17 protein-coding genes and 1 riboswitch are annotated in these 17,871 nt (G+C 37.5%); of the genes, 12 read left to right on the top strand and 5 right to left on the bottom strand.

The genetic code is table 11. The features are described 5' to 3' along the window. Nucleotides 1-98: 98 nt before the first annotated feature. The 3 genes from AC1DSK_RS09365 to AC1DSK_RS09355 all read right to left on the bottom strand — a co-directional run bounded on the left by AC1DSK_RS09365 (nucleotide 99) and on the right by AC1DSK_RS09355 (nucleotide 2,668). Nucleotides 99-1,772, bottom strand: coding sequence for a ribonuclease J (locus tag AC1DSK_RS09365; protein WP_477547828.1), 1,674 nt, complete (start codon nucleotides 1,770-1,772; stop codon nucleotides 99-101). Between the two features lie 210 nt (nucleotides 1,773-1,982). Next, nucleotides 1,983-2,171: a hypothetical protein gene (locus AC1DSK_RS09360; protein WP_477547827.1), complete on the bottom strand. Its 189-nt coding sequence runs from the start codon at nucleotides 2,169-2,171 to the stop codon at nucleotides 1,983-1,985. A gap of 197 nt (nucleotides 2,172-2,368) precedes the next feature. Next, a complete protein-coding gene (locus tag AC1DSK_RS09355) occupies nucleotides 2,369-2,668 on the bottom strand; it encodes a YciI family protein (protein WP_477547826.1) in 300 nt (99 codons plus the stop codon). A 144-nt stretch (nucleotides 2,669-2,812) separates the two neighbouring features. Here AC1DSK_RS09355 and AC1DSK_RS09350 point away from each other — a divergent pair, with 144 nt between their 5' ends. The 3 genes from AC1DSK_RS09350 to AC1DSK_RS09340 all read left to right on the top strand — a co-directional run bounded on the left by AC1DSK_RS09350 (nucleotide 2,813) and on the right by AC1DSK_RS09340 (nucleotide 5,170). Beyond that, on the top strand, nucleotides 2,813-3,895 hold the full coding sequence (locus AC1DSK_RS09350; protein ID WP_477547825.1) for a hypothetical protein: 1,083 nt from the start codon (nucleotides 2,813-2,815) through the stop codon (nucleotides 3,893-3,895). 212 nt (nucleotides 3,896-4,107) lie between these two features. Continuing rightward, on the top strand, nucleotides 4,108-4,305 hold the full coding sequence (locus AC1DSK_RS09345; protein WP_477547824.1) for an ArsB/NhaD family transporter: 198 nt from the start codon (nucleotides 4,108-4,110) through the stop codon (nucleotides 4,303-4,305). A 199-nt stretch (nucleotides 4,306-4,504) separates the two neighbouring features. Further along, nucleotides 4,505-5,170 (top strand): DUF2642 domain-containing protein, encoded by a 666-nt coding sequence (locus AC1DSK_RS09340; RefSeq protein WP_477547823.1) that lies wholly within the window; start codon nucleotides 4,505-4,507, stop codon nucleotides 5,168-5,170. Nucleotides 5,171-5,256: 86 nt separating this feature from the next. Here AC1DSK_RS09340 and AC1DSK_RS09335 read toward each other — a convergent pair whose 3' ends face one another. After that, the gene (locus tag AC1DSK_RS09335) at nucleotides 5,257-5,460 is read right to left on the bottom strand and encodes a hypothetical protein (protein WP_477547822.1); all 204 of its coding nucleotides are present in this window, start codon (nucleotides 5,458-5,460) and stop codon (nucleotides 5,257-5,259) included. 266 nt (nucleotides 5,461-5,726) lie between these two features. On the opposite strand from AC1DSK_RS09335, the gene AC1DSK_RS09330 reads away from it, so the two are divergent. The 6 genes from AC1DSK_RS09330 (at nucleotide 5,727) to AC1DSK_RS09305 (ending at nucleotide 10,482) form a co-directional block, all read left to right on the top strand. Further along, nucleotides 5,727-6,680: a TRM11 family SAM-dependent methyltransferase gene (locus tag AC1DSK_RS09330; protein WP_477547821.1), complete on the top strand. Its 954-nt coding sequence runs from the start codon at nucleotides 5,727-5,729 to the stop codon at nucleotides 6,678-6,680. Nucleotides 6,681-7,080: 400 nt separating this feature from the next. Beyond that, the gene (locus AC1DSK_RS09325; RefSeq protein WP_477547820.1) at nucleotides 7,081-8,004 is read left to right on the top strand and encodes an NAD-dependent epimerase/dehydratase family protein; all 924 of its coding nucleotides are present in this window, start codon (nucleotides 7,081-7,083) and stop codon (nucleotides 8,002-8,004) included. Nucleotides 8,005-8,186: 182 nt separating this feature from the next. After that, a complete protein-coding gene (locus AC1DSK_RS09320; RefSeq protein WP_477547819.1) occupies nucleotides 8,187-8,315 on the top strand; it encodes a hypothetical protein in 129 nt (42 codons plus the stop codon). Nucleotides 8,316-8,429: 114 nt separating this feature from the next. Continuing rightward, a complete protein-coding gene (locus tag AC1DSK_RS09315; protein ID WP_477547818.1) occupies nucleotides 8,430-8,831 on the top strand; it encodes a DUF1761 domain-containing protein in 402 nt (133 codons plus the stop codon). 195 nt (nucleotides 8,832-9,026) lie between these two features. Beyond that, nucleotides 9,027-9,455: a hypothetical protein gene (locus AC1DSK_RS09310; RefSeq protein WP_477547817.1), complete on the top strand. Its 429-nt coding sequence runs from the start codon at nucleotides 9,027-9,029 to the stop codon at nucleotides 9,453-9,455. A gap of 121 nt (nucleotides 9,456-9,576) precedes the next feature. After that, nucleotides 9,577-10,482, top strand: coding sequence for an HD-GYP domain-containing protein (locus AC1DSK_RS09305; RefSeq protein ID WP_477547816.1), 906 nt, complete (start codon nucleotides 9,577-9,579; stop codon nucleotides 10,480-10,482). A 125-nt stretch (nucleotides 10,483-10,607) separates the two neighbouring features. On the opposite strand, the gene AC1DSK_RS09300 is transcribed toward AC1DSK_RS09305, so the two are convergent. Next, a complete protein-coding gene (locus AC1DSK_RS09300) occupies nucleotides 10,608-11,471 on the bottom strand; it encodes a TetR/AcrR family transcriptional regulator (RefSeq protein WP_477547815.1) in 864 nt (287 codons plus the stop codon). 133 nt (nucleotides 11,472-11,604) lie between these two features. On the opposite strand from AC1DSK_RS09300, the gene AC1DSK_RS09295 reads away from it, so the two are divergent. The 3 genes from AC1DSK_RS09295 (at nucleotide 11,605) to AC1DSK_RS09285 (ending at nucleotide 17,858) form a co-directional block, all read left to right on the top strand. Then, a complete protein-coding gene (locus AC1DSK_RS09295; RefSeq protein ID WP_477547814.1) occupies nucleotides 11,605-14,673 on the top strand; it encodes an efflux RND transporter permease subunit in 3,069 nt (1,022 codons plus the stop codon). A 188-nt stretch (nucleotides 14,674-14,861) separates the two neighbouring features. Beyond that, a complete protein-coding gene (locus AC1DSK_RS09290) occupies nucleotides 14,862-15,488 on the top strand; it encodes a spore coat protein (protein ID WP_477547813.1) in 627 nt (208 codons plus the stop codon). Nucleotides 15,489-15,743: 255 nt separating this feature from the next. Then, a riboswitch (cyclic di-AMP (ydaO/yuaA leader) is annotated at nucleotides 15,744-15,893 on the top strand. A 138-nt stretch (nucleotides 15,894-16,031) separates the two neighbouring features. After that, a complete protein-coding gene (locus AC1DSK_RS09285) occupies nucleotides 16,032-17,858 on the top strand; it encodes an APC family permease (protein WP_477547812.1) in 1,827 nt (608 codons plus the stop codon). Nucleotides 17,859-17,871 lie beyond the last annotated feature (13 nt).

Here is a 17,871-nt window from a genome sequence, read left to right as displayed (position 1 = left end):
TGACGAAACCTTTTTTAAATGACATACCAGTATATAAATTTAAAAAAGCGAACTCCTTTAATTTATGGAGTTCGCTTTTATTCATGTATGCAATCAAGTTAAATCTCGATAATGATGGGTAGAATCATCGGCTTTCTTTTCGTTTTTGCAAATATAAACTTCCCTAAGGTAGCTTTAATGCTTTGCTTCAGTACGTTACGCTGACGTCCATTCGCTGATTCAGTTGTTTGGACGGTAGTCAACACTAATCGATCCACTTCCTTCATCAGTTCTTCAGCATCACGTGCATAGACGAAGCCCCGGGAAATGGTATCAGGTCCGGAAATAATTTGACCATCGGACTTACTGAGAGTAATGACGATGACAATCATCCCGTCTTCAGATAGAAGCTTGCGATCCCGCAACACAATGTTTCCTACATCCCCAATCCCTAATCCGTCGACAAAAATGTTGCCGGAAGGGACCTTTCGCGTTTGGCGTGCAATGGAGTTGTTTACGTCTACTACGTCTCCATTGCTGATGATAAAGACATTTTCTCTTTCCACACCAACGGATTCGGCTAATAACCGATGCTGATGTAGCATTCTGAGCTCTCCGTGAATTGGGATAAAATATTTCGGTTTCATCAACGTCAGCATCAGTTTCAATTCTTCTTGGCAGGCATGTCCGGAAACATGCATCCCTGTAGCACTACCCGAACCATAAATGACTTTTGCTCTTAACCGATACAAATTATCGATAACTCGTGAAACATTCCGTTCATTTCCAGGTATAGGTGACGAAGCGAAAATCACAGTATCTTCAGGCAGGATTTCTACTTGACGATAGTTGGAGCTTGCTAAGCGCGATAAAGCCGCCATGGTTTCCCCTTGGCTTCCTGTACAAAGAATAGCTACGTTTTCTGGAGCCATTCGCTTGATATCATGCGGGTCAATAATCATGCCCTCGGGAACATTTAAATAACCCTGCTCCATAGCAACAGAAACCACATTCACCATACTGCGCCCGAGTAGGACAAGTTTTCGGTTTGTTTTTTGGGCGGCATCCACGACTTGTTGAACTCGATGAACATTGGATGCAAATGTTGAAATAAATACTTTCCTGTTCGCTTTGCGGAAGGCATCTTCAATGTGTCCGCCAACTAAAGATTCTGATGGAGTAAATCCGGGACGTTCCGCATTTGTACTTTCTGATAATAATACAAGAACACCATTCTTGCCGATTTCAGCCATTTCATGAATGTCCGCATATTCATTATTCACTGGAGTTAAATCGAATTTAAAGTCCCCGGTATGAACAACCGTACCTTCAGGTGTGTGAAAGGCAATTCCTAAACAGTCTGGGATGCTGTGGTTTGTTTTAAAGAAAGTACATGTAATGGCATTGAAGTTGATTTTTGACTTGGAATCAATCAAATTCATTTCAGTTTGTCGTAATAGTCCGTGTTCTTTCAACTTGATTTCAATTAATCCCAACGTCATTCTTGTGGCAAAAATCGGCATATTCAATTGTTTTAATAAGTATGGGATGCCCCCAATATGGTCTTCATGACCATGCGTAACAATTAAAGCTCGAACCTTTTCCTTGTTTTCCTGTAAATAGGAAATATCTTGAATGATTAAATCTATGCCAAGTAAGCTTTCATCTGGAAATTTAGATCCGCAGTCGATGACTACGATATCGTTTTCAACTTGCAGGACATACATGTTTTTTCCGATTTCATTTACGCCGCCAAGGGCGAAAATGGATAATGAGTTTTCTATCGTTTCCAAATCAAATATCCTCCTATTTTAAATCGCTATAAGAAGTATTCCCACGCGCCTTTCTTTTTATGAGGATTAGGGAAAAGTTTCTGTATCAAAAAAGGGTAACGAATATCAACGCACAAATCCTGTTAAAAGAGTCATTGGATGTACAGATGGAAAACAATTAACAAAATGAAACGAACCACCTTTTATACGATTAAAAGGTGGTTCGATTGATTAATGCTGTTTATTTTCTGGCTGCTTGATAATGGATTTTCCTTCATTTTGCACATGGTACTCTCTTTCGATTTCCTCATTCAACGTTTCATCTTCAAACTTATTATCAAGAAAAACTTGAACGCCGTTTACACTGACAATCGTATTGGCAGGGTCAGAAAAAATCTCTTTTTCACGATTACTGCTCATCGGTATTCACTCCAAAACTCTTCTCTTTCTTGGGCTGGAGTTTGTTTCAAAGCTTTCGGTGTTTGTGGCAACGAATTTTTATTGTTGCTTGATGAATTATGGTTGTCGCTCCCCATATAATCGCCTTCTTTCCAAAGCATTTGTTCTTGAAAGTATGGCTTAAAAAGGGGATTTTGATGTAACTGAAAAATACCCTATTAATCTTTTATTAACGCTACGCGATAGGGAAACAATTTACCCTCCATTATGCCTTCTTTTACTGCAGGGTCGTTTTCCATCAAAGTATTTGCTTCTTCTTCGGATTCCACTTCCAAAATAACAATGCCAAATCCTGAAGAATCCATATTTAAGGTTCTGCCCGCTAAAATTAATTTTCCTATTTTTTGCAATTGCTGTAACTCTTCGAGGTGATGCTGAACGATATTATTTTCTTTATCAGTCCAATTTGATTCTTCAAGTAATGAAGGAATTAATTTCAGTTGATATAAAAACCGCATGATAATAATTGATTAATTTACCTATGCACAATGGAAGGCATAGACATATACATAATCATAAACTTAATAATTTGCCCTAAATAAAATTAATGAGGCATTTTTATTTGTTTTGCAATGATAAGACAGAAGAAAGGGGAAAACGGGATGAAAGATGAGTATTTAATCTCATTAGTTGGAAGATCAGTTCAAGTTTACAAAGGTGGTCCAGATTCAAATGTAGGCGTTTTACTGGATGTCAACGATGATTATTTAACCCTGCAAAAAGAAGATGGCGAAATTATTTATTACAAAACCGCTCACATTAAAAGTATTAAAGAAAATTCCCAGATTCGATTTAATTCTATTTTAAGAGTATATGATTCCAATTACCTAGTTAAAGCAGCCAAGTTTAATGAAGTTGCGGGTCATTTCAAAGATCAAATTATCCGGATTAATGGGAAAGGGCCAGAATCCAAGTTTGGGACACTGATTGATGTAAAGGACGACTTCTTTGTTCTTCATACTGAGCAGGACGGATTAATTTTTTACAAAGAACAACATATCAAAAGCTTTAGTCACGCTATACCCACGACCGATAATGTCGATGTAAAAGATGAGGAAGTAAAAGTAGAGGAAACGTTAACGGACGAAGCTACTGAAGAGCAAGCAATCTTAAAAATGAACGAAATTAAAGGTGTTTATGATCAAATTACTGCAGACAACACTAATGGTTTATTGAAAAATCTGACATATTCCTGGATTAAAATAAATAGAAAAGGTCCGGAAAGTATAGAAGGTTTATTAACCGAAGCCAATGATGAATACCTAGTAATGGTTGTTAACAACGAAATCTTCCGAATCGCTAACTATCATGTGAAAAATTTCAGTCTAAATATTAATAAATCAGAAGAGAAAAAAACTGAAGAAGAAAAAGCCCAACAAACTGAAGAAGAAAATACCCAACAAACAAATAATCAAACATCAAAAAACTCGTCAAAAAAAGGCAAGGAATCAGACGGAGACCAAGAAACATCAAAAAATTCGTCTAAAAAAGGCAAGGAATCAGACGGAGACCAAGAATCATCAAACAACTCGTCAAACGGCAAGAAATCAGATGGAAACCAAGAATCATCAACTTATACAAGATCATCAATTTATACAAGATTAACGTATGAAGAAGAATTGTATCTTGCGAAGTTGCGAAGAAATAAACGCATGAAGAGAAAAGCACAAAAAAGGAAAAAGTAATCATCCTACAAAAAAGGATGAAAGACCTGTAGTTGAACAAACTGCAGTCACAGTCGTCTTTACCATCCACTCTCAATAGAGTCGGGTCAATACAAATTGAACGTAATAATAAGAAAAAAATGAAATTCCGTTTTAATGGGATTAATCCAAATGCATAAATATGAACTTGTAATTTTTGCACTCACAACTTTGTTCATCCTTTGGAGACCCCAGTGATTAATGCATCCATCCCTGCACTTTGTGGAGCACTTCTACTTATTGTTGCAGGTGTGGTGCAATTTATTGATGTTCTTGAAATATTTAAGCTGGAAAGCGGACCAACCATCACGATCATTTCGACAATTGTCATTTGTATTGTTTTGGAAAGTATAGGAGTTTTCCGGTGGGCTGCGGTTAATCTGGTTAATTAAACAAAGGGTCTGGACTAAACTATTCCTGTATATGATTGTGTTTTTTAATGACCATCTTCTTCAATAATGACGGAAGTATTCTGATTATCACTCCAATCATCCTACATATCGTAAACATGTCTCGGTTGAAACACATCAAAAATTGCCTAATTTTTAATTTGTGGCTTCTCTTCATTTTATAAGTAAAGGAGTTGAATAAATGAATAGCCTCGATTCTTATATAGGTCAAATAATAAATGTTGAAGTATCCTCCAAAAAATCGATCATAGGAAAGCTTCTGGAAGTAGGTTCGGATATTATCGTCCTCTTTAACGGTCAACATTATGTGTATTTGCCAGTCGTGCATCTTATCTCCGTAAAAAAAGTGGAAACATCTTATACTGAAGAATACATTAATAATGATATGTCACCGTTTGAAAAAGAGGAAAAGCAGCTATCCCTGAAACAGATATTAACGAACGCGTCTGGTACATTTGTAGAACTTTTTTTAACTGGAAGTCATACAATACATGGTTATATCCGATACGTCAAAGAAGACTATATTGTGTTCGATTCGCCAGCATTTAAAACGATTTACATTCCAATCGTCCATCTTAAATGGCTAATCCCCTATATCAACCAAACCCCTTATCAAATTAAGATAGGTCAACAACTTAATTCTTCTGACGAATCATTCGCTCACACGTTTAAAGAGCAAATGAAAATGTATATCGGGAAAATAGTGTTATTTGATTTAGGAAAAGATTCCGAAAAAATAGGGATTTTGAACCAAGTCGATCCTGTTTTGGTGGAGTTAGTTACAGGGAATGGGAAAACCATTTATTTGAATATGACCCATCTCAAGTCAATGCATGAAGGAAAATAAAAACAGGCATTTGTGCCTTTTATATAGAAAAAGAAGCAGGCATCCCCTTAGGAATCCTGCTTCTTTTCATGTGAGTTGAGAAAAAATTATTTGTTGTTTTTACGTTTCTGAGCAGTTTGGTTTTGCCCTGATTGTGTGGCTTTATTAATGATTTCAGTCAATTCACGAGAGAATTCTTCTCGACCTGTTAGAGCACCATTTGTTTGCCCAGTTTTTGGTGGTGTTTTCGTTTTGTTTCGGTTTTTGTTACCTGAAGAGTTACCTGAAGAATTCTGATTGTTTTTTGTCATTTGATCATGTCTCCTTTCAAGTTGGCCGTACATAGTAAGTATGGATTGAAAAGCACTTCTTCATGTATGTTCACAATGTTTTTCTGAAATAATTTTATCGATAAGAATTAATGATAATTTATTAAATTATCGATAAAAATAAAGGTGGATTGAAAAGCCAATTTATAATTATTCTTCACATTCCCGGCATAAATATTCACCAGTTGTTATACTAACAAGGTACTGCTCTTCACGAAGTAAAGGGCATGAAAAAGGATGGGAATAACTTGAATCAACTAGAACGAACAGGTGAATTTATTTATACATACGCTTATACCGATGATGAAGAATCTTTATGTCATCTGGAAATGCGTTCATTTTTTGATATGGATACACATACTAAAATAATCAAAAGCTCGAATGAAATAAATCCGAGCAGAAGTCCATTTATGAAAGAACGAATAGAAGTAATTTTCGAAGGTGATGAGCTCTCGGATATTTTGAAGCAAGTGGAAGTCGTAAATATGATGGAATCCACTTTTAAAGTCATTTTTGTCAAAATCAATGACTTGGCTCTGACGGAAAAAGTGGACTATCAACAAAAGCGTGAAATTGAACGGGAAATTGGCATGATTATTGAGGGGGAAGCGGATGTACATCATCCCGATATGACATTTGGTTTAGTGCCATTCGGTGGACGTTGGTATTTTGGGAAGTACCTGAAAAGCGAAGCAGTTTGGCTGCATCATTTAAAAAAACCTCGTGAGTATTCAACAGCACTTAGCACACGAGTGGCCCGTGCGGTGGCAAATATTGCCGTTCCAAAACCGGATGGTGTGAAAGCAATCGATCCGTGCTGTGGAATCGGTACTGTCCTGGTCGAAGCACTTTCAATGGGAATCGATATAGTCGGCCGCGATATTAATCCGTTGGTCGTTCTAGGATCACGTGAAAACATTGCCCATTTCGGATTAACAGGGGATGTTGACCTTGGCCCAATCGCGGAAGTGACGTCTAACTATGATGCCACCATTATTGATATGCCATACAATCTCTACACACATGCCACGCCTGAGGATCAACTATCCATCCTCAAGCATGCACGGCCTTTTTCTAAGAAGCTCGTGGTCGTTACGATTGACACAATCGATCACATGATTGAAGAAGCGGGTTTTCACATCATCGACAGATGCGTAGCCAAAAAAGGCATATTTTCCAGAGAAATTTTAGTGTGCCAGTAACTTGAATTAATAAAGCCTGTCCTCCAATTTAATGGGAGACAGGCTTTTTTTAAGAAGAGTTTATAGGTAACTTATACAATTCTTTATCGTGCATTTGAGCTTGCCGCATGAGCCAACAAGTAATCAGTAATGTTCCAAAACCAAAAATAATTAGCACAGTCAGTCTTACAATAAGATATTCCCACATTTCATTGATTCCCATACCAATATAATAATTTTTATTCGTTTTATCATAACATCGTTATTGCTAAACTGCTGTCTATTCAAGAAGCAGTCTTTTTCTGTAATTTTGATTGTTTTGTTAAAACATATAAAACTACTAGATTTCTTATCGTAACTGGAATGTGACTACTATAAGTGGCATAGGATAAAACCAAACACAAAAAGAAATGGTGATGTTATGAAAGTATTGGTAACCGGTGGTGCGGGCTTTATAGGTTCTTTTATTGTAGAAGAAGTAATGAATATCGGATGGGAGCCCATTGTAGTCGATGACTTGAGCACAGGCAATTTGAGCTTTGTGCCGAAAAGTGTGCCTTTTTACAATATCGATATTCGTTCCGATACCTTGGAACAGGTTTTTCGCATGCACAATCCAAAAGTCGTCATACATCAAGCAGCGCAAGTGTCTGTGGAGTTTTCAACACAACAACCATTGACAGATTGCGAGATTAATACTTTAGGAACGTTAAATATATTGAAGCTTTGCGCAAAGTACAAGGTTTCCAAACTAGTATATGCTTCATCAGCAGCGGTATATGGCTCGGCAAAAGAGATGCCGTTAAAAGAAGAACATCGTATTTTGCCCATTTCTTTTTATGGACAATCCAAATATTCCGCCGAGCAGTACATTCACTTATTCCATCAACTGTACGGATTGCCATACACGATCCTTCGCTATAGCAATGTCTATGGTATGAGACAGAATATGCTTGGCGAGGCAGGTGTTGTGAGTATTTTCATCAATCAAGCCATTCGTAATAAAGGGGTCACTGTTTACGGTGACGGTAGCCAGACAAGGGATTTCATTTTTGTGAAGGATGTGGCAATGGCAAACATACAGGCAGTAGCCTTTGGTGGGAGTGGAGTGTTTAATATCAGTACGAACCAGCCCATTTCGTTAAATAAACTGCTTGCCATTTTGCAAGAATCGATTCATCAGCCATTAGACATCACTTACACAGATTCTAGAGCCGGGGATATTAAGGACAGTTCTTTATCCTTCGACAAGGCAAGGGAGTTCCTGCAATGGGAACCTCGAACTAGTTTTGAAATAGGCTTGAAAGAAACAGTAGCCTATTATCAAAATCTAGTTCCCAAATAAAATTTTGTGTAAAGAAAGTTCAAAATAATAGGTTGGAGTCGGTTTATTTAGAGCCGGCCCTATATATCGACGGAATTTGGGGGAATTCCACCTTTTTCATTGGCTGAAAGCGACGCTTGGACAGTTCATATGATTCAACACTTAACCTTCCTTCAGAAATATTTCATTTGAAGGTTTTTTTGTTGTTGGAACAAACGCAGGAGAAAGAAAGACAAGCTTATTCTTTAACCGAAGATATTGCGGAAAAAAGAGGGTTTCTTCTATATAATGTCCCTAAAGATTATGTGGAAGATGTGAATGCTGCCTACTAAATATATGGATACCATTATTCCATGAGGTAAGATGGAAATAATGGATGCAAAAGGTGAGAGTATGAAGGAATTATATTAGAAAAAATTGAATTTAGTTGTTAAAGGGGGCTTTTTATGTTGATTGATTGGAACGAATTGAATGTACTCGCAATTATTATTGGTGGTTTATTGTATATGGTGTATGGAGGCGTTTACTACTCCATTAGATTGGGTGGAGATAAACATCCTGAGAAGAAACACAATGAAATTGAAGGTCCAATGAAGTATATCTTTTCGGGGATTGTAGCTTTCGTTAGCTCATTCATCATCGCTATCTTTGTACAAGCAACAGGTGCTGAAGGATTTGGACCAGGGATACTCGTAGGGTTTATGGTGGGGCTTATCATCACACTGGTATACATAAAAAATAGATTGTTTGGACTTATGACGAATCAATCTTTGATGGTAGCTATTGGAGATCATTTAGTGATTTTCACCTTATTGGGTGCATTGCACGGATTTATGTTCGGAATGTGAGCATCATGCAGTTGTTTTACTGCAAAAAGCGGGCGGATATTACAAAAAATTACAAAAACTGTAGTCAGATAAGTTTTATAGAGTTATACTAACAGAAAGATTCAAATTAGTTTGACATTATTACATAGGTAAACATTTTACCAATTGTATTATGTATATACCACAAAAAACATAGTTTTGGGGAGAGAATAAGACATGAGAAAACTGTTAGCAATTTTATTTGCGGTATCATTATTCTTTAGCTTAGGAACAAATGCTTCTGCAGCAGAATATGATAATTCTGTTTTGAAAGCACTTGAGCTTATCGAATCCACAAACAACGCAATCGATGTAAAGATTGAAGAAGGTGTTAAAGCAGCAGATGAGCTACAAACTCAATACTTGAAGGACATTCGTAAAAGTAAAAGTGCATCTGAATTCCATCAATTAACAAAAGCATATAATGCTAACCTTGATGTGATTATTGACGATGTATATAATGAAACACTTAAAATGTCAGCCGATACCATTGCACTATCTGCTGAAGCTGGAATAGAAGCAGAATGTTCTTGGGTTCTGGTACGCTTTGCACACCGTTTGGTTTGGATTGATCCGATTCGCGTAATTGGAATTGGTGGGCACTAAAACATCGCAATTATTATTTAATAAACCTCTATTCATTTATTTAAATATTGGTATAATTATAAAAATGAGTTCTTTTATAGAGCTCATTTTTTTGATAAGTTTGCATAGAGGAGATTTTGGTATGAAAGGTTTTAGTATTGGGAAAAGAGGCACGTTCTTAGATAAAGTTGAATATGACAAAAATGAAATAAGCTTAGTAGCAGATGGAGACGGGGTTGAAGTATTGCTTCAATCTATTGAGAAGGACAGATTGTTCTACATTTACCCGGCTGAAAATCCAGAAGTTATGGAATTTTATTTAATATTATCTGGAGAAGTTATCTGTGAACAGGATGGCGAAAGAGTTGTACTCGGCCATCATGATTCCTTCACAGTTAAAGGAATAACTGAGCCTATTCATTTTACAGCCTTATCTGACGTTACCTTCTTATGGGTAATAACGGAGCCAACTTTTGTGCATTTAAGTAAAGAAATATCTTCTTTAATGGAGATTGTCAAACAGGTTGAATTAATGGATCGACATACATATATGCATAGTGATCGAGTTGCTACGTATGCATTAAAAATAGCTAGAAAATTTAAATTAAATGAAGAACAACTGGAGAATCTTGCAACGGCCTCTTTTTTACATGACATTGGAAAAATTCATATTCCAAAAGATATATTGAATAAACCCGATAAACTGACTTCTGAAGAATATGAAGTGATAAAAAAACATCCAGCCGATGGGGCAGAGATGATAAAAGGCAGCGTTTACGAAGATATTGCGCCTATTATTGAGCAGCACCATGAACGTTTAAACGGAAGCGGCTATCCAAAAGGATTGAAAGATGATGAAATACTCCTCGAAGCTCGCATTATTGCTGTCAGTGATACATTCGATGCAATGACGGAAGACCGTGCGTATCGTAAAGCGTTCAGTGCTCAATACGCTTTGGAAGAATTGAAAAAACTATCGGTCACTCACTATGATAAAGAAGTAGTAGATAAATTTGAACAGGTGTTAAAAGAAGATGGCATTGTATAAAAAATGATGTGTATGTATAGCTAGCCATCAATCTATAGAGGTAACAAAAAAGACTTGTCATAAACGACAAGTCTTTTTTGTTCTTCGCATGTATTAGAAGCATAGAGTGATAGGGTGTTGAATTTTCAATCAGTTTGATTCGTTACGTAAGTCATCAACTTTTGCTGCAATGCAAGCATATCCTTATCCTCTACCAAATTAGCTAACATTCCTTTAATGACAGGGGTTCGGGGCTTGTCTTTTTTTAGTTCTTCAGCAATTACATCCAGCGTGACGAGTATATCATTATCGATTGTGCTGTTCCTACACTCAAGGATTTCCTGAAGGAGGACTTGTTTGGGCGGATTTTGAGATACATTTTGCAATAAATTCTTATCTAACATAGGAAGACTTAAAAAAGGTTGTGGTTGTTTGGATATAAGGGACGACACTAGATCATCTATTCGTTCTTGGATAAAAACAGATAATTCATTGGTATCCAATTGTTGACGATGAGTCAGGATGATTTCGATATAGCCATGAATGAGCCCTTTTACCATGACGATTAGATCTGCAACATACGGTTGAACATCTTTACCATAAGCCTCCACAAAAATTTTGTGCAAAATCGTATGATGTTGTTCCTGCATGGAAGCTAACAGCTCTTTCATATCTTTGTTCAAAGGATTTGTCTGTTCTCGAATTTGCATCAAGATAAAGTCTGCATGGCGTTCAATTTCTTCAAATTGTATGACTAATAACTGATGGAATTTTTCTTTGGGAGATACTTGTTGTATGGTGTCAAGCTCTGTAAATCTTTTCGATATTTTACTGAAAAAATATTCAAAAATCGAAACAAGCAATTCATCTTTGGATTTAAAAGATAAGTAAAAAGAACCTTTGGAGATGCCACAAGCATCGGTAATTTCTTGAATGGATGTTGATTCAAATCCTTTTGAGGCGAATAAGTGATGAGCCTTTTCAATGATTAATTGTTTCTTATTTGTCATATCTAAGCTCCTTTTCCGAAAAAACGATGTAAAATTATAGGTTAATAGTTGACCTTTGAATGACCAGTCAGTAGTATTATGATTGATTATGACCGGTTGGTCAAATAAAGCAGGGTGGAAGTGAACTGACACAATGAACCACATCATTAATTTTGTGTTGAAGAACAAATTTGCAGTATGGTTAATGACCATTGTTATAATAGTAGCCGGCTTAACAGCAGGGTTACAAATGAAACTTGAAACAATCCCGGATATCACGGTTCCTGTAGTTACGGCAACGACTATTTATCCAGGTGCGACTCCTGACCAGGTAGTCAATGAACTGTCAGAACCGTATGAAAAAGCAGTGCGAAATTTAGAAGGCGTTAAGATGGTCATGTCTTCTTCTTATCAGAATGCATCCTCCCTCCAAATTGAGTTTGAATTTGGAACAGATATGAAAGAAGCAGAAGCAGAAGTAACTGCAGCTCTTAAAAACATTCCACTTCCAACAGGTGCACAAGAGCCTAAAGTCGCGCGTATAAGCATCAATGCATTTCCTATCGCTGCGATTAGTGTTTCAAGTGAACAAGATACACTTGCTGAACTTACGGAGAATGTAGAAACGAATCTCGTGCCTACACTCGAAGGAATTGAAGGTGTGTCTTCCGTCGCTGTCACTGGTCAGCACCTAAATGAAGTCAGCTTTAGATTCAATCAAGATAAGTTAGCTCAATATGGACTGACTGAAGAGATGGTAAAAGGGATCGTAAAAGGCTCTGACGTTACATTCCCTTTAGGGTTATTCCCATTTGAAGGAAAAGAACAATCTGTCGTTGTTGACGGAGATATTACTACGATTGATGACCTGAAAAAAATTCAAATTCCGGTTGTCCCAACCAGTCCAGATACTGCCTCTTCTAAACCTTCAATGGTGGAATTAGGCGAAGTGGCGGAGATTGAACTCGTTGGAAAAGCGGAATCGATTTCTCGTACCAATGGTCAAGATTCGATTGCTGTTCAAGTTGTAAAGTCTCAAGGGGCAAATACGGTTGATGTTGTCAATTTAATGAAAGAAGAAGTAAAGGCGTTTGAAAAGGAAAATGCTGACTCCGAAATCATTTTTACATTTGACCAAGGGGAACCAATCGAGAAATCAGTAGAAACGATGCTGAGCAAGGCATTATTTGGTGCTGGTTTTGCTGTATTGATCATTTTGCTATTCCTTAGAAATATCCGTTCAACCCTAATCGCAATTATATCCATTCCATTATCATTGTTAATCGCAGTATTACTGATTAAACAAATGGATATCACATTAAACATGATGACTTTAGGAGCTCTAACCGTCGCTATTGGGCGAGTAATTGATGATTCAATCGTTGTCGTCGAAAACATTTATCGAAGAATGGCATCCCCGACAGAGCAGTTAAAAGGGAAGGCTTTAATTCGAGAAGCAACAAAAGAAATGTTTGTGCCAATCCTTTCGTCAACACTTGTAACAATTGCCGTATTTTTACCAATTGGTTTGGTAGGAGGAATGGTGGGCGAATTATTCTTACCATTCGCATTAACAATTGTATTCGCGCTACTGGCTTCACTATTAGTTGCCATTACGCTCGTACCGATGTTATCCCATTCGCTATTTAAAAAAGGATTAGGCGACAAACATACACATGATCCTGAGAAACCAGGAAAAATAGCTGGTGTTTATCGTTCAATTCTTAATTGGACACTTAATCATAAACTGATTACCACAGTACTGGCGCTTGTACTTTTCATCGGCAGCTTAGCTTTAGTTCCATTAGTCGGAACAAGTTTCATGCCTGAAGAAGATGAAAAAATGATGTATATTACGTATACACCTAAACCGGGTGAAACGAGAGAAGATGTAGATGAAACAGTTACAGAAATCGAGGATTTCTTCATTGATCGTAAAGATGTAGAAAGTGTTCAAGTTTCAATCGGTGGGGAAAATCCAATGATGCCTGGACAAAATAATGGGGCATTAATGTATGTTATTTATGATAAAGACACACCAGAGTTTTCGTTAGAAAAAGAAGAAGCAATGAAAGAAGTTCAAAATTTCAACTTTGCAGGGGAATGGAAATCTCAAGACTTTGCAACAAGTGGCAGTAGTAATGAAATTAGCTACTATGTATACGGTAAAGATTTGAAAATGATTGAACCTGTTATTCGTGACATAGAAGAAATTTTAAATGAAGGTAAAAATATAAACAACGTATCGTCAACGCTTGCAGAGTCTTATGAAGAACATACTTTAGTGGCAGATCAAACGAAACTTGCTCAATTCGGATTAACGACCGCTCAAGTAGGGATGGCGCTCAATCCAAATGTACAGCGTGAAGTGCTGGCAACGATTGAACAAGATGGCGAGAAGTTTGAAGTGTTCATTGATTCTACAAAAGAAAAACCGGAGTCATTGGAAGAGTTATTAAATAGAACAATTCCTTCTCCACTTGGCATGCAAGTACCTGTTAAAGATGTTGTGACAGTGAATGAAGGTAAAACATCTGATACTGTTACAAGAAGAGATGGACAGATTTATGCAAGTGTGAAAGGTAAAATAACGACCGATGATGTCTCAAAAGCATCAAAAGAGGTTCAAGAGAAAGTCGATCAACTAGACCTTCCAGCGAGTGTGAGTATTGAAACAGCAGGAGTAACAGCTGATATGCAAGAGTCGTTTACGCAGCTTGGTTTGGCTATGTTGGCGGCAATTGCCATTGTGTACCTTATTCTGGTTATCACATTTGGAGGAGCGGTTGCACCGTTTGCTATCTTGTTCTCGTTACCATTCACAATCAGTGGAGCTTTAATTGCCTTGCTAATTGCAGGCGAAACAATCAGTATTTCCACGATGATTGGAGCTCTTATGCTCATTGGTATCGTTGTAACGAATGCAATTGTATTGATTGATCGGGTTATTCATAAAGAAAAAGAAGGCTTGAGTACACGCGATGCTATTTTGGAAGCCGGCGTAACGAGATTACGACCAATTCTGATGACGGCAATTGCAACAATCGGCGCATTGATTCCATTGGCGATTGGAGCTGAAGGTAGCGGGTTGATTTCCAAAGGATTGGGTGTAACGGTTATTGGCGGTCTTACCAGTTCAACTTTATTGACGTTAATTATTGTACCTGTAGTATATGAATTCTTAGGCAAGTTCCGTAAAAGAAAACTAGTCGAAGAAGAGTAAAAATATAAAAAAATAGATCGAAAACGTGCAGTGGATTAATTAATCCTTCTGCACGTTTTTTATTACAGTATTCGAAAAAATTCAGTTTTTATGTGTCATAGTGAAGTCCGCTCATTTTGAATAAAAACTCCTTTTCGATGCACACTAGTTCTGATGCACATTAAATGAAACAAGGAGGAAATTGATAAATGACTCAAAATCCACAAGGTCAAATGCACGAAAATATGCATACAGGTCCAGTGCCGCCACAAATGAATCATGGTGGTCACGAACTGTTTGATGTTCATGAAGTATTATCTGCTTCTGTTGGGGGATTAAACCAATTCACTTTATTACGCCCTCATATTCAAGATCAGGAATTATTAACGATGTTGGATAGACAATTCAGCTTCATGCAAGAGGAATACAACATTACAACAGAATGTTTTAAAACAGGTATGGACCCGTCTAAAACAACTCAAAAATACATGATGAAACAAGATAATGATTTCATTTTTGGTTTAAAACCTTCACAACCGAAGAAACCGATTCAATCTGGTGCAGAGTTGACAGATGAAATTATTTCAGGCTTCATGCTGGGTGTGCACAAATCAAGTGCCTCTTTAAAAGCAATGTCTGCCTTAGAAACCACTAACCCCGTAGTTCGTCGAGTACTTGCAGACTCGGTGCCAAACTGTATTGAAATGGCATATGAAGTTTCCATTTATCAAAACAAACACCATTATTACCAAGTGCCACAACTTGCACAACAAGACACGATGGCCATTGTGAATTCGTATGCACCATCGTCTATCCAACACGCGGGAACTCATTAATAAGATTAAAAAGATGGACCAGATCAAAGTATCTGGTCCTTTTTTATTGGGTCTGTTAAAACATAATGCGTAATGTTGTTTGTCGTATATTCCGTATGGGCCAATAAAATATTGTTATTTAAAGTAATAATGGACGATTGTTGCATGAGTATATTTTTTTAACGCATAAACTAACAAAATTAAGACATTTTAAAAAGGTATAAAATTTATATTTACAAGTTGTTTATATGGGAGTACTATAATCTTCAGTTTCATATTTCTAAATCGCTTAATCCATTTGGAACGGGGAACCCATTATTTGTGGCTTCTCTTTGCCGCTTGGGGTGAATCCTACTATTGTAGGTAGGGCTACTCTTTTAGCCCAAACCCGACAGCTAACTCCGTAAGCGTTATGAGAGAGAAATACGAACTAGTGAGAATGATATTAAGCCCACTAGGCTCTTTCCCTATGCCTAGTGGGCTTTTTTGTTGTTCTTTTACAGGAATTTGCAGTGCATCTAAGGCTGTCCAAACGGCGGCTCATCAAAGAAAGAAGTGGAAAACATGTTGTCGGCAGTAAAAAGATTTTTAATCGGTCGTCCATTAAAATCATCGGAGTTAGGTGAACAAAAGCTTAACAAAACAAAAGCTTTAGCCATCCTTTCTTCAGACGCATTATCTTCTGTAGCATATGGACCGGAACAGATTTTGATTGTATTGGCTTCGATAGGGGCAATCGCGTTTTGGTATTCGATTCCAATTGCAGTAGGTGTCCTTGTTCTGTTAATGGCACTTATTTTATCATATAGACAGATTATTTTTGCTTATCCACGTGGTGGTGGCGCATATGTTGTGGCGAAAGAGAATCTTGGTGAAAATGCAGGGTTAATTGCAGGCGGCTCGCTGTTGGTGGATTATATCCTGACGGTAGCAGTTAGTGTTTCGGCAGGCACCGATGCCATTACTTCCGCAATCCCAAGCCTTCACGATCATAATGTGGCCATTGCCAGTGTACTCGTTATATTTGTTACCATCTTGAATTTAAGAGGTATTACCGAATCGGCGTCCATTCTCGCGTATCCAGTCTATTTGTTTGTTATTGCTTTGTTTGTTCTGATTGGAGTAGGTCTTTTCAACATTATCACAGGGAACGTGTCACCTGATTTGCATACACCGCTCGGTACACCTGTTGCGGGTCTCACTTTATTCCTATTGCTCAGAGCATTCGCATCCGGAAGTTCTGCATTAACCGGGGTTGAAGCCATTTCGAACTCAATTCCAAACTTTAAAAACCCTGCTGCAAAAAACGCAGCAAAAACCCTAGTGATGATGGGTTCATTGCTCGCTTTGTTATTCACCGGAATCGTCTTTCTGGCTTATTTCTATGGAATTTCACCCAAGGTGGAGGAAACTGTGATTTCACAAATGGCTTCCGAGATTTTTGGGCGAAACTATATGTATTATTTCGTTCAGGGAACGACGGCCTTGATTCTTGTACTGGCAGCTAATACAGGATATTCAGCTTTTCCGCTTTTGGCATTCAGCCTGTCGAATGATAAATACATTCCAAGTATGTTCAAAATGAGAGGCGATCGATTGGGCTATTCCAATGGGATTATCACACTTGGAATCACTTCAATCCTTCTCATCATTGTTTTCCAAGGACAAACGGAACAACTTATCCCGCTTTATGCAGTCGGAGTATTTATACCATTTACGTTATCCCAGACAGGGATGCTCGTTAAATGGATGAGGGAAAAGCCAAAGGGTTGGATGGTCAAACTAATCACTAACTTTGTCGGAGCATTTATCAGCTTTGCGGTCATGATGATTTTCTTCATAACCAAATTCGGACAGGTTTGGGCGGTTCTAATCTTTTTGCCTCTGCTCGTTTTTGTCTTCCATAAGATAAAACAACATTATCTTTCTGTTGGCGAACAGTTAAGTATTTCTACTTGTGAACCTGCAATGCCAATAGAAGGAAATGTCATTATTGTGCCGGTTGCAGGAATCACGCATGTAGTTGAAAACTCATTAAACTATGCCAAATCACTTAATCCAACACAAATCATTGCCGTATATGTATCTTTTGAGAGAAAAGATGAACACATTTTCCAAGACAAGTGGAAAAAATTCCAGCCTGATGTTCGGCTTGTGACTTTGCATTCTCAATATAGAAGCATAACTCAACCATTGGCGAAATTTATTAGTACGGTGGAATATAAAGCAAATGAATCAAACCATCGTGTAACCGTCTTGATTCCACAATTTATTCCGAAAAAAGGGTGGCATAATATCCTTCACAATCAGTCAAGTTTACTAATTAGATCCATCCTACTTTACCGAAGAGACGTTGTTGTAACGACTGTTCCTTACCGTTTTAAAAAGTAATATAGATAACTAC

The sequence above is a fragment of the Paenisporosarcina sp. P4_B8 genome (assembly GCF_056402175.1).
The sequence above is the reverse complement of the archived record's forward strand: the minus strand, read 5'-3'. Positions and strand labels throughout refer to the sequence as shown.

Coding starts and splice junctions, on each gene's coding strand:
- AC1DSK_RS09305 (WP_477547816.1), top strand. CDS start 9,577: ATGAAAGGTTTTAGTATTGGGAAAAGAGGCACGTTCTTAGATAAAGTT.
- AC1DSK_RS09360 (WP_477547827.1), bottom strand. CDS start 2,171: ATGAGCAGTAATCGTGAAAAAGAGATTTTTTCTGACCCTGCCAATACG.
- AC1DSK_RS09300 (WP_477547815.1), bottom strand. CDS start 11,471: ATGACAAATAAGAAACAATTAATCATTGAAAAGGCTCATCACTTATTC.
- AC1DSK_RS09315 (WP_477547818.1), top strand. CDS start 8,430: ATGTTGATTGATTGGAACGAATTGAATGTACTCGCAATTATTATTGGT.
- AC1DSK_RS09325 (WP_477547820.1), top strand. CDS start 7,081: ATGAAAGTATTGGTAACCGGTGGTGCGGGCTTTATAGGTTCTTTTATT.
- AC1DSK_RS09350 (WP_477547825.1), top strand. CDS start 2,813: ATGAAAGATGAGTATTTAATCTCATTAGTTGGAAGATCAGTTCAAGTT.
- AC1DSK_RS09295 (WP_477547814.1), top strand. CDS start 11,605: ATGAACCACATCATTAATTTTGTGTTGAAGAACAAATTTGCAGTATGG.
- AC1DSK_RS09340 (WP_477547823.1), top strand. CDS start 4,505: ATGAATAGCCTCGATTCTTATATAGGTCAAATAATAAATGTTGAAGTA.
- AC1DSK_RS09355 (WP_477547826.1), bottom strand. CDS start 2,668: ATGCGGTTTTTATATCAACTGAAATTAATTCCTTCATTACTTGAAGAA.
- AC1DSK_RS09285 (WP_477547812.1), top strand. CDS start 16,032: ATGTTGTCGGCAGTAAAAAGATTTTTAATCGGTCGTCCATTAAAATCA.
- AC1DSK_RS09335 (WP_477547822.1), bottom strand. CDS start 5,460: ATGACAAAAAACAATCAGAATTCTTCAGGTAACTCTTCAGGTAACAAA.
- AC1DSK_RS09290 (WP_477547813.1), top strand. CDS start 14,862: ATGACTCAAAATCCACAAGGTCAAATGCACGAAAATATGCATACAGGT.
- AC1DSK_RS09310 (WP_477547817.1), top strand. CDS start 9,027: ATGAGAAAACTGTTAGCAATTTTATTTGCGGTATCATTATTCTTTAGC.